Origin of the sequence: Siphonobacter sp. SORGH_AS_0500 (assembly GCF_002838835.1) — a bacterium.
GTDB lineage: Bacteria > Bacteroidota > Bacteroidia > Cytophagales > Spirosomataceae > Siphonobacter.
On record NZ_NHPP01000003.1, the window covers coordinates 341,400 to 353,375 of the forward strand.

Genomic DNA, 11,976 nt, shown 5'->3' on the forward strand with positions numbered 1-11,976 from the left:
CTACAAGATAGAAAAAACAGGCGTTTTTCAGTCATGCAAAACCGAGGGGCTCGCCGACATAAAAAAAGGCTGATACAGATTCTTCAAAAAATCCATATCAGCCTGACTAATTAAACTTTATACTTACTGAAGATTGGCGTCTTCTTTACTAGTAAACGTATCTCCCTGGTTAATGTCGCCCGTTTTTAAGCCTTTCTTGAACCAGTACACCCGCTGGGCGGAAGTGCCGTGTGTGAAAGCGTCGGGAACGACTTGCCCTTGGGTTTCCTGTTGAATTTTATCGTCACCAATGGCATTTGCCGCCCGAATGGCCGATTCAATATCTTTCTCATCCAAAGCCACGCTTTGCCCCTGAGCCCGATTGGCCCAAACCCCTGCGAAGAAATCCGCCTGCAATTCAAGCCTAACCGAAAGTTTATTGTATTCCTTTTCACTGAGGCGTTGCCGCATGGCATCTACCTTGTCAGTGATGCCCATCTGATGCTGCACGTGGTGACCAATCTCATGGGCAATGACATAAGCCATGGCAAATTCACCGGGAGCCTTGAATTGCTGAGCGAGTTCGTCATAAAAGGAAAGGTCGATGTATACCTTCTCATCAGCCGGACAGTAAAACGGGCCCATGGCATTTTGAGCCGTTCCGCAACCCGAGGAAGTAACCCCGCGATACATGACCAATACCGGTTTTTGATACTGAGAATTTTGTTCAGCGAAAATCTGGGTCCAGGCATCCTCAGTACTGGCTAATACCTTTCGTGTAAACTGAGCTGCGGCATCGTCGGCCTGCTGGTTTACAGGAGCTTGCTCCGTGGCGTTTTGAGTCGTTAAAATACTCGAAGGATCTCCACCTAATAGAGTAACAATCAGGGCAATAACAATGGTGCCGATACCGCCACCGACAATCAGACCGCCCCGGCCACTGCCCCGACGATCATCGACGTTATCGCTTTCGCGACCACCTAACCAACGCATAGATTGAAGTTTTAAAGTTGAACGCTGTGAAAATATAAATTTTGATGCCAGAAACAGGAATTTCCTCCCGAAACATTTGTAATAAACACAGGCAAGAGGGCGGTAGGGATAATTCTACTAAACCTAGGAGAAAGGTTGGAAGCATGGCCTAACTGCTAGTTCAGACTTTGCTCGATTGAATAGAAACTTAAATTTCAGGGGAATTAAGTACATAATACTGTCGTATTTAAGTATAAATAATCAAATAAAGTTGCTTAATTATACGCATGTTTATATAATTCTTCGTAGTTGTATGGTTACATAACCCTTTCTTAATTGATTGATAGAATAATTCATACGTCAACCTAACCCGTATCAATCTATGACAACCTCAACTTCCTTCCCAACCTTATCAGATCGTGAAAAAGATATCATTTCTCTGCTTTCACTTGGATTAGACAGCCAGGCTATTGCTGACCGGCTCTTTATTAGTAAAAACACAGTCGATACGCATCGAAGGAATATCAAAGCAAAGCTGGGACTTACGGGTAAGAAAAATGCTTTGGCGTTGTATGCAATAAGGCACAGCAATATAGAGAATAAGTAACCTAATTATGGGCTAAAATACTTGTTGGCGGGTATTGTTATTTATGAATGACACATGAATCTTTGCCTTATCAATCTATCGGCCGACGGAGTGATATTACTAAAACACTCACTTTAAGCTTTTAAAAATGAAAAAGATTTTAACTTCATTATTCCTATGTGGAATGATTACTACTATTTCTTCAGGACATACCAGTGTTAATTCTGGCCGATTAGCCTGTAGATTTACTTACCATGTGTATTGTGGTAGTGAGTACATAGGTGGATCTACAGCCATTGCAGAGACTTGTGCACGTGCACGTGAATTAGCTAAAATAGGAGTAAGCCAAGCTCCTTGTTAATGTATTTAAATCTCCTCTGAAAGGAGGAGATTTATTATTTATTCTATGAAAAAGATCTTAATTATAATTATTTATTTGCTTGTATTTAGCAAAAGTAATGGTCAGAATGTCGTTGCGAAAGTTTTGTATAGACAACAGGAAATTCCCAAGCAAAATGCAGCGGCTAAAAGGGATGTGGATTGTATCCTCTTATTTAATTCTTCCCAGAGCTTATACTACGAGGCCTCTAAAAATAGAGTTCCTAATCTAAAATCAGGTGCAAATGATAATGTCGAGAATGTTGAGTTTGATTCTGGAAATGATGGTTTAGTATTTTTTAATTATCAAGATTATCAATCAAAAAAGTTGTCATCTAATGAAGCTATTTTTTCAAGGAAATACTTTGTACAAGAAAAAATAGTAGTTCCTAAATGGGTAATTACGAAAGAGTATAAAAAAATAGGGTCTTTCAAGTGCCAGAAAGCTAAGGCTTTTTACCGAAACAGAAATTATATGGCCTGGTTTACTACTGAAATTCCGAGTCTGGCTGGCCCCTGGAAACTGCAGGGATTACCCGGTTTGATACTCGAAGCTGAATCAGAAGATGGAGAAGTGAAATTCCTTTTCGAATCTTTGATATTCAATCCTAAAAACGAAAAGATTGCCATCCTCAAAACTTATGGGAAACCAATGACGCTGGCTGATTTCGTAGAAATTAGAAAAAAAGTACTTCGAGATACAAAAAAATCATTTGAAAGTAAGATGACTCAGTTTGGTGGCGGGTATGAATTCAATGTAAATACATTTTCTAAAGAAAACTTTCTTAGCCAATGACGCTACGATTCCTGATTTTGGGCTTGTGTTTGATGGCTTTTTTACAGGAAACTTTCGGTCAACATAAAGAACTTACTTTTAGTATTCAGGGAAAAGTGACAAATTCCTCCAGCCAACCTTTGGCTGGAGGGATACTTATTATTTCCAAGGCAGACTCAAGCATTGTAAGTTATGCCACTACGGATGAGAAAGGGGAGTATACTCTTGAATTAGAGGCCGATACTTCTCATTACCTATTAACGGTGAATAACCTGGGTTATATCAGCCAGAGTAGATGGATTATGGCCCGAAGTCAAACGCAGCATTTTCAATTGGAGCAAGAGCCTACACAGCTCCGTCAGGTTACGGTGAAAGGGGATCTTTTGCCCATTCGGGTGAATGAAGATACTACATCATTTTCTGTTCAGAAATTTGCCGATGGAACCGAGCGGGTGGTAGAAGATATTCTTAAAAAACTGCCCGGTGTACGGGTGGACGATAAGGGCGGAATCTCGTTTAAGGGAAAGCCCATCGACAAAATTTTGCTGGAAGGAGACGAATTTTTTGCGAAAAATTATCGGATCCTTTCTAAAAACCTATCTGCTGATTTACTGGATAAAGTCGAGGCGATTGAAAATGCTTCCAACACGCCTTTACTGAAAGGAATTGAACGGTCGGATAAAACGGTTCTGAATTTAAAGTTGAAGGAAGATCGTCGTAAAACCGCTTTTGGAACGGCTGATCTGGCCGCTGGGCTTACCCGTCGGTATGAAGGTCGGACCACTCTTTTTTCGCTGGTAGATCGGCTGAAACTGGGTGTTATTGGGTCGGCTAACAATACGGGGAAAAACCCGGTGCCGGAGCTAAACTATGACTTGGGTAATGAAAACCCGAACGCTTCCGATGGGCAGAATCAGCATCCGAGTAGACCTTTTTTACAGGCCCAGCCCATTGCCGTTCCGGGCATTTCTGCAGAGCGGTTTAACCAGAATCGGGTTTGGCTGGGAGCGGTTAATCTAAATCTTAACATTACCTCAAAGCTGAAGGTAAAGGCCTTTACTTATCAGTTAAGCGATCGAAATACGCAGCAAATCAGTAACCGTTACGAATATTTACTGGAAGGAAAGTCATTGGTGGTTAGTGATACCCAACGACTCGAAATTCGACCCTCCCTGCGGGTAAGTCAGGTTGCCTTGGAGTATACTCCCAACCAAACAACCTTACTCAAATGGCGGGGGAACTGGCAGGGCCAGCGGGATGGATCTTCCTATCAAATTGCCTCTCATAACCCTGATTTTTCCGAGAAGCTTCAGCAATGGATGTCGACTCGTCAGAAGGGTATTCAGCAAGAGTTGGGTTATATTCATCGCTTTCCCCGGAACCGGGCTTTAACGCTGGATGCTTATTACCAGCATCAAAATCGGCCCCAGCAACTGTTGGTAGAATCGGGGAGGTTTCGCTCACTTTTCCCAACTACTGAAGGAAACGTGACTCAACGGATTAGTAATGAGGTTCAAACCTACGGTGTACAGACCCGGTGGATGGGTGTTTTCCCCAGCAAACAGAAGTATGCACTTTTAGGAAAAGGGGTTTATCTGAGCGAAGGTTTGACTTCAGGATTAAATACGGAGGCTGGTTCAGTGACTGATTCATTGTATAGGAATCAACTGAACTACCAGAAGTGGCAGGGGTCGCTGGAAGCTAATACCGCGATTCCGCTGGGACGGTTGGATTTTTACGCAGGAATTTCTTTGAACTTTGTTCAGTTAAAGGAGCAATCCCTTGGTTTGCGTGCGAAGTTTGTGTTCCTGAATCCGATGATCGGATTTACCTACCGCATTAATCAGGAAAATAAACTCAGGGCTTATTACAGTCGCAACCAGAGCCAGCCGAATGCAATGGATTTGATTAATGGGTATGTCCTGACCAATTACCGGGCCTTTCAGCGGGGGTATGCCGGGCTTAATCGCCCTCAGTCAGATGTATTTACATTCAGTTATTCCAACTCAGACTGGCTCCGGCAGTTTTCCATGCACACCAGTGTCACGTACCTTTCGGAAAAGTCTCCTTCTATAAGTCAGGTTCTTGTCAATGATCAGTTTACGTTCATGGGGCAAGTGCCTTCACCCGCCCGTAATGAATCGTATGAGCTGGCTTCTGACCTGAGCAAATACCTGTCAGCCCTGGAAATTAATAGCACGCTTCAGCTAAATGCGGGTTGGAATTCCTACCAAAGTGCTCTGAACTCAGCCCTGATTTCCAAAGGTGCAATTCGTTCGCTGGGAGGAAAACTAACCCTGCGAACGGCTTTTGATGGTATCGTTAATTTTGAAGTGGGGTATGAAGACCACTGGTCGGATGTTCAGGAATTAGGAATTTCACTGGGATATAATCGTTTGAGAAAACCGATAGCGGGAATCAAAATGACGCCTTCGAAAAGCTGGTATTTCATTACGACTTCCGAATGGACTGATCTGCGGAATAATACCTCTCAAAACCAGTTTTACTTCCTCGATGCTCTGGTTCGTTTTACCCCTTTGAGAAAACGGGTCGTATATGAACTCTCCGGAAAGAATTTATTAGGCAGCCCAACGGCTACGTATAGTCAGCTAAGTAACTTTTTAATCAGCCAGTCTACCTATCAGTTAGTTGCAAGATATATTCTGGCAAGGGTAGAATTTAATTTCTAATCCTAACTAAAAAACCACGGTAATGCTACCGTGGTTTGTAAACGAACAATAATCCTTATGGCTTATTTCGGTAACGTAATCCGAATGTTCCGAAACTCAATCGGTCCGTGGTCGCCTTGCAGGTAAATGGGGCCGGGTTCGCCTTCTTTGCTGTCGATAGCACCGCCAGTAATGCCCGGAATCGTGGTGTCGCAAATAATCGTCTTGCCATTCAAAGCTACGGTTACCCGGCGTCCTACCAACGTAATATCGTAACTCTGCCATTCGTCGGCGTTATTGTCGGGAAGCTCGTTGGGGGTTAGAAAACCGTACACGGCACCCAGCATATCTATTTGCGGTTCCATGCCTTTACTGTCTACAATTTGTACTTCATACCGTCCCCGCAGGTAAACGCCGCTGTTGCTACCTTTTGGATACTTGAATTCAATGTGCAGTTTAAAGTCAGAAAAAGCCTGATCGGTCTGGATGTTGGAGCCTGATTTGGGACTTTTCAAAACGCCATTTTCCACGACCCACTGATTCGTTTCGCCCATGGCGTGCCATCCTTTGAGGTCTTTGCCATTGAATAGCTCAGTGGTTTTTCCCCAGGTAACCGATTTGGTTTGAGCCAGCGAAGGAGCACGGACGCCCGTCCAGGTTAAGGTTTTTCCGTTGGGGCTTACCATGGTTCCGGTAAGTTTGTCGCCTTCCAGCATGCCATTCACCACTAAATCCTGGTCGGCTCTTTCCCACTGTGGAGGAATGGAGAAACTAATCTTGCCATCCGTAAAATTGACTTTCGAAATGGGGCGGGCACTGCCGCTACTCCCCACAAAGCGGCCCACAAGCGTGCTATGACCCGAGTGCGTTACTTCCAGCCAGGAAGGTAGGGTTTTGCCTTCGGCCTGCACCGAAAGGTCCCAGCGGCCTTCGAGCGAGCTGGCGGTAGGAGCAGGCTTTTGATCGTCAGCGAAAGTCATAAAACTTACCAGGCCGAAGGCGGCGGTAAGTAAGGTACATGTGCGTAGGGTAGAGGAAAGCATAGTGATCTGAAATGTATGAGGTATAAACGTCCAAATCTAGTCAATACACCACTGGCAAAAAAGCCTGGCAGAATAATCTTTAAAAGGTATATTGCTCACCCGTTAGTCTGGTATTAACCCCACTTTCAGCTATGAAAAAGTCAGTATTCCTATTTTTTCTATTGATTTCCTGTAATTGTTTTGCTCAGGTAGATACATTAAAAAATAATTACCTGAGAATTCAACCATCGCAGGTGTTACTCCGGGAATTGGCTCTGGAATATGAACAACCAGTCACAAAAAGATTAACTATTGGACTAGGAGTCGGCTATCGATTTCCGAAGAGAGGTCAACCATCAGAGATTGGAGAGTTAATTAGTATGATGGCCGCCGATTATCGTTTTCGAAACGTGGTTAATCCTCCTTATCATGGACTTAGATTGTCTATTGCCCCCCGTTATTACTTAAATCCTCGTAAAACACTTTTTATTTCAGCGGAGCTTTTTGTGAGATACTGGTGGTTCAATAACGTACCATCCGATTATCACAAAACGACTAATAGTTATGGAAGTATAAAAAGCGAGCACATGGACGTAAGGGGAGGAAAACTACTGATCGGATATAATAGTCCATTACTATCCTTGCCTAATGGACATAAATTATACTATACGCCTTTCGGAGGTTTCGGACTTCGATCAAAAGAATACCTATACATAACCCAGTATAACAATATAAGCACAAGCAGATTCGAAAAAGAATCCGGGAAAATCATAACTCCCAGTATTCATATGGGAATATTCCTTGCGTATACTTTGAGTAAGTAATGGAATTTTTTGCGTTAAAATTCTGACTGTTAGATTATTAAGTAATATTTTTTGTTTCACCCGGAGTGAATTCAGAGAAGGAACGTACGAGCCGATCCTACCGCAGTCGCTCGGCTCTAGCCGAGTGACCACCTGGTTGAAGGCCTCTGGCCGTCTGACTCAAAAAAGCCAAGGTAATTAAATGCTGATTTTACCCCCATGTATTTCAATACTATCGGCCAGAGGCCTATTGCTATTACGTCACTCGGCAGAGCCGAGCGATTGCGGGGGGAGTTATTGGTTTGTCGATAAAAGGTTTTTACGTATTAAATAAGTCATTACAACTGAATCTTTTTTATCACTAAAAACAATAAGATTATCTTTCTCTTTAGTGAAAGGATGACGCCTTATTATTCCAAATTTATAAGTCCGTTCTTTCGAAAATATGGATTTTTTATACGATATGTAGATAGTGTCATTAATAAAAGAATACTCACCAATATCTTCAGTTATTCCAAAACAGACACTTTTGGACTTAGTTAAACCGCTATCCTTTAGAGTAATTGTGTCGGTACAGTTTGCAACTCCTTCATAAGTGGCGACTAATACATCAACGCCTTCATATTTACTAAAATCGATAACTCCTTCAGGAAAAATAAAAGTCAGAAAAAGTAAGGGAAACATAATTTCAATGACTTGAATTCTGATTTTGTTATGAAATCGTTCGCTAATTGATTTATAAATCTGAATAAATAAGTTTACAACTAAAACAACATAAGATATGACTAAAGATAAAAATACAGGTAGAAAAAATACGTTCAATCTGCCTGACCAGAAGTAAGAAGTATGGACAATAAAAAAATAAAGAATAGTAAACAGTAGTAGACGTTTGGGCATGGCTCTGCAATGAGATTAAAGGTAGTTAAAGCTTTCATCTACTAGATGGTTAAAATTGCGGGATTCTTATGAAATCTCGCAATTCCTCCCTTTAGGACTTAATGCTAACCTTCTCCGGCGTTGGGTATTCCAGCAATTTAGAAAAGTCTACTTTCCAGAAATCTAAATCCAGCAGACGGCCTTGTGTGTCTTTGGTAAGGGTAATTACGACGGGCGTTTCGTCAGATCCGTATAGTCTACCTGAATCAGATCGCCATCGTACGCATTAGGGTCGCCGCCTAGTGAAATGCTACCCATTTTCCCCCCCTCGTATTCATCTACCAGTTCGTTGAAGGGATAATCTTCGCGTTTCATATTCAATTGTTCCAGCAGGTAATGAATCAGGGTTCGTTCGTTTTCGCGGATGGGTCTTAATTGGCTCATGAGTACGTTGCAATAGAATAGATAAACTCAAACTTACGGGAAGTAGGGGAGGAGTGCGAATTTTTCTTTCTGAAAAAGCTAAGATCGTACAATCAATGGTCAAGTTCAGGGAAGATAGCCCTTGATAAGTGCCCTGTGAAATCCAGGATGATTCCCCGGTTTATCCCCCAGGGTTTTGCGTTTATCGAGATGCGGGCTGATAACCTGACTAAAGGTTTGGCCACCAGCTATGATCAGATTTGATGAAGGATTAGTTATTTTAGAAAATGAAACGATAGCATTTATTACCAACAATTCACTACTTTACCTCACCATTAACCAAGTAAAACCAACAACGGTAAACTAGTTCATGAAGGCCCTTATTACCGCCCTGTTTCTATTTTTTAGCGTTACGCCGAGTTTTGCTCAACTCAGCGAATATCAACCTTTTATCGCTCAGTCTAACGAATACCTGATCCTGCGGAAATGGAAAGAAGGTTCGACGGAAAAATACTGGGCGGTGCATCCGAAAACCTTGCAAACGATGGTTTTGGAAAACGTTACTGTCAAGCCAATGGATAAAAACGAAGCCCGGGGCTGGGTAGGTCGAACGCCTTATGGCCGGGCTTTGTATACAGAACAAACGAGGGCTGGAGCTTTGCAGGATGCAGGGTTAACCCGAACGCAACCCAACGAGAAAGGCTTTAGCCTGACAATGGACTTATGCCCCTCGCACAAACCTCTGACACGAACCGTTTTTGAAGATTTGATAGCGGCTTTCGAACCCGAAGAAAAGCCCGTACCGATCACAATTACCATCACGGGTTTATGGATGCAGAGCCATGCGGATGATTTGCAATGGCTGAAAAATCTGGAAAAACGTGGGGATTTACGAATAACCTGGGTTAATCATTCCTTTCATCACCAGTACGATCCGAAGTTGCCGCTGACTCGTAATTTCCTGCTATCCAAAGGTACCAATATGGCGAGTGAGGTACTACTCAACGAACAGGCCATGATTCAGAACGGATTGCTGCCTTCCATCTTTTTTCGTTTTCCCGGCCTGATTTCTGATCAATCAATTTTTGATGATGTCCTTAATATGGGATTATTACCCCTGGGTAGTGACGCCTGGCTGGCGAAAGGGCAGAAGGTGCAACCGGGCAGCATTGTATTAATTCACCCCAATGGAAATGAACCCGTAGGCATCGCTGATTTCATTAAGTTAATCAAAACCAACGCCAGTTCTATCAGAAAAAAAGACTGGCTGTTGTACGATTTACCAGCCAGTCTTTCCCAAAATTAATCGACACTCAGAGCGTACACCGCGAAAGAGGCCAGCCAGTGCTCGCCGCCATAGTTACCTCCAGCTACCTGAGGTAAGGTTTTGCTGAGGTGTTCCTGAGCACTCGCCAGTAACTTCTTCCGGCGTTTGTCTTTCTCGGGTAAAGCCGAGGCAATGCCTTTCATGCACCAGGCCCGACTTAACGCTAGCCCATCCAGATGGACGATGGAATAATCTGTTCGGTCGCTTACGAAAGGTAACTTCATGACATTATCCAGTCCTTCGGCGGGCATGTATTGATTGAACCAGGTCAGAAATTCTTTCGGTGAAAGGACCCGACGCATCAAGTCGCACACTTCCAGCGAAGGCGAAAGGAAATCCGTTCCGTCGGGCTCCTGGATGGCCGGAGCGTTTTTATTGGCGAGGTAATAATCCTTACTGCGTTGAATAATTAAGGCCTCAAACTCGGTATCTTTCACCGAACGGGCGTAATCCAGAGCAAAAACCAAACCAAACGCCGTGTTGGGGTGAACACCCGTACGGTTGGGATAGGTTTGTTTGGGGAGGAAGTTTTTCCATAAGGTAAGAATCTTGGCCGTTAAGGGCTTCAGATTTTGGTGCCATTGTTTTGCCTGTGGATCATTCCAAGCCTGTAACTCTTCGTCCAGTTTCAGCAACCAGGCCCAACCGTACGTCCGCTCAAAACCTTTGGCAATTTTGTATTTATCAAAATAAGCGGCTTCGGCCTGCAATTTTTCGGCTTGAAAGCTGGTATTCAGTACCTCACGAATGGCCTTTTGCTCGTTTAGGTTTGGGTACATTTTCAATAATCGCACCAGCATCCAGTGACCGTGAACAGACGAATGCCAATCCAGACAGCCATAAAACGAAGGGTGTAACTGCTGAGGTGTCAGGCTCATGTCCGCCTCAAACTCATAGGTATGGTTCGGTTTGTTTGGTAATACCTGCGTAATGCAATGCAGAGGTAACTGAGCCAGGTGAGACGCTCCGGCTTCGGTTAACTTCATGGCAGTGCTATCAAACAAAACCGTCTGGGCCGAAAGCTGGTAACTAAGCAAACCCAAAGCAAGGAGGGTAAATTTTTTCATAGGAGTGTATACACGGTTAAGGATCAATGACACCATTACAACAAACGTAGAGACGCGATTCATCGCGTCTGGGTAAGAGGCTGTGCTTGTTACTTTTAAATTACTGCCATCTTTAACTAGACGCGATTAGTCGCGTCTCTACGGAAAAAGAAAAAAGCTCAACCCGGAAGAGTTGAGCTGGTAAGTATTAAGCCCAGTCAATACCCTTACGTAACCATTGCAGGGTTCTTTCTTCGGCACTACCTGGCTCAGGATGATGATCGTACTCCCAGCGAGCCAGTGGCGGTAAACTCATTAATATGGACTCCGTTCGACCGTTGGTTTCCAGACCAAACTTGGTACCCCGATCGTGAACGAGGTTAAATTCAACGTAACGTCCCCGGCGTAACAACTGCCAGTCGCGTTGAGCTTCGGTATAGGCTTCGTCTTTATGCTTTGCCATGAAGCTCGTATAAATTGGAGCAAATGATTCGCCGATGGCTTTCGTAAACTCGAATAAATGCTCTTTCGACTGCGTTTCGGAGGGCTTCAGGTAATCATAAAAAATACCCCCGATGCCCCGCGTTTCGTCCCGGTGAGGAGAGAAGAAGTAATCATCCGCCCAGGTTTTGAACTTGGGGTAATAGTCTGGCGAAAAGCGATCGCAGGCTGACTTTAACTGTTGATGAAACCAGCGGGCATCTTCTTCAACGACGTAATGAGGCGTTAAATCAATACCGCCGCCAAACCAGCAGGTGCCTGTAGACAATTCAAAATACCGAACATTCATGTGAATAATCGGTACGTTTGGATTTACCGGGTGCTGAACGATGGACACGCCCGTGGCAAAAAATTCGGTCCCTTCCTCTACTCCCAGCGAAGCCCGCATCTTGGGATGAATTTCTCCCGATACGGCTGAAAAACCGACTCCCCCTTTTTCCAGAACAGCACCATCGGCAATGACCCGGGAGCGACCGCCGCCGCCGCCGGGGCGTTCCCAGAGGTCTTCCCGGAACCTGGCGAGGCCATCGGCTTTCTCTAGTTCCTGGCAAATGTGGTCCTGTAATCCTTTAAAATACTCGGAAATTTCCTGTTTATCTATAACGGCCATGCCGGAATT

11 protein-coding genes are annotated in these 11,976 nt (G+C 43.9%); 5 read left to right on the top strand and 6 right to left on the bottom strand.

Features of this window, described 5'->3' with window-relative positions; translation table 11 throughout:
- Window positions 1-123 precede the first annotated feature (123 nt).
- Window positions 124-972, bottom strand: a complete 849-nt coding sequence (locus tag BWI96_RS05195) for a neutral zinc metallopeptidase (protein WP_106635621.1) — start codon at window positions 970-972, stop codon at window positions 124-126.
- A gap of 361 nt (window positions 973-1,333) precedes the next feature.
- On the opposite strand from BWI96_RS05195, the gene BWI96_RS05200 reads away from it, so the two are divergent.
- From BWI96_RS05200 to BWI96_RS05210, 3 genes are all read left to right on the top strand, one after another.
- The gene (locus BWI96_RS05200; protein WP_106635622.1) at window positions 1,334-1,558 is read left to right on the top strand and encodes a response regulator transcription factor; all 225 of its coding nucleotides are present in this window, start codon (window positions 1,334-1,336) and stop codon (window positions 1,556-1,558) included.
- 385 nt (window positions 1,559-1,943) lie between these two features.
- Window positions 1,944-2,711, top strand: a complete 768-nt coding sequence (locus tag BWI96_RS05205) for a GLPGLI family protein (RefSeq protein ID WP_106635623.1) — start codon at window positions 1,944-1,946, stop codon at window positions 2,709-2,711.
- The gene (locus BWI96_RS05210) at window positions 2,708-5,380 is read left to right on the top strand and encodes a carboxypeptidase-like regulatory domain-containing protein (RefSeq protein ID WP_106635624.1); all 2,673 of its coding nucleotides are present in this window, start codon (window positions 2,708-2,710) and stop codon (window positions 5,378-5,380) included. The genes BWI96_RS05205 and BWI96_RS05210 overlap by 4 nt, the downstream gene beginning before the upstream one ends.
- Before the next feature lie 62 nt (window positions 5,381-5,442).
- Here the strand turns inward: BWI96_RS05210 and BWI96_RS05215 are convergent, their stop codons facing one another.
- The gene (locus tag BWI96_RS05215; RefSeq protein WP_106635625.1) at window positions 5,443-6,402 is read right to left on the bottom strand and encodes a DUF1080 domain-containing protein; all 960 of its coding nucleotides are present in this window, start codon (window positions 6,400-6,402) and stop codon (window positions 5,443-5,445) included.
- A gap of 131 nt (window positions 6,403-6,533) precedes the next feature.
- Between BWI96_RS05215 and BWI96_RS05220 the strand changes: the two genes are divergently transcribed.
- A complete protein-coding gene (locus BWI96_RS05220) occupies window positions 6,534-7,205 on the top strand; it encodes a hypothetical protein (RefSeq protein ID WP_106635626.1) in 672 nt (223 codons plus the stop codon).
- 273 nt (window positions 7,206-7,478) lie between these two features.
- Here the strand turns inward: BWI96_RS05220 and BWI96_RS05225 are convergent, their stop codons facing one another.
- Window positions 7,479-8,081 carry a hypothetical protein gene (locus BWI96_RS05225; RefSeq protein ID WP_106635627.1) on the bottom strand — a complete coding sequence of 201 codons (603 nt, stop codon included), beginning with the start codon at window positions 8,079-8,081 and terminating at the stop codon, window positions 7,479-7,481.
- A 204-nt stretch (window positions 8,082-8,285) separates the two neighbouring features.
- Window positions 8,286-8,504, bottom strand: coding sequence for a hypothetical protein (locus tag BWI96_RS05230; RefSeq protein WP_232793582.1), 219 nt, complete (start codon window positions 8,502-8,504; stop codon window positions 8,286-8,288).
- 349 nt (window positions 8,505-8,853) lie between these two features.
- Between BWI96_RS05230 and BWI96_RS05235 the strand changes: the two genes are divergently transcribed.
- Window positions 8,854-9,789: a polysaccharide deacetylase gene (locus BWI96_RS05235; protein WP_106635628.1), complete on the top strand. Its 936-nt coding sequence runs from the start codon at window positions 8,854-8,856 to the stop codon at window positions 9,787-9,789.
- Here BWI96_RS05235 and BWI96_RS05240 read toward each other — a convergent pair.
- Window positions 9,786-10,877 carry a DUF2891 domain-containing protein gene (locus tag BWI96_RS05240; RefSeq protein ID WP_106635629.1) on the bottom strand — a complete coding sequence of 364 codons (1,092 nt, stop codon included), beginning with the start codon at window positions 10,875-10,877 and terminating at the stop codon, window positions 9,786-9,788. The two genes, BWI96_RS05235 and BWI96_RS05240, sit on opposite strands and share 4 nt — an antisense overlap.
- A 187-nt stretch (window positions 10,878-11,064) precedes the next feature.
- Window positions 11,065-11,967 (bottom strand): oxygen-dependent coproporphyrinogen oxidase, encoded by a 903-nt coding sequence (gene hemF, locus BWI96_RS05245; protein WP_106635630.1) that lies wholly within the window; start codon window positions 11,965-11,967, stop codon window positions 11,065-11,067.
- Window positions 11,968-11,976 lie beyond the last annotated feature (9 nt).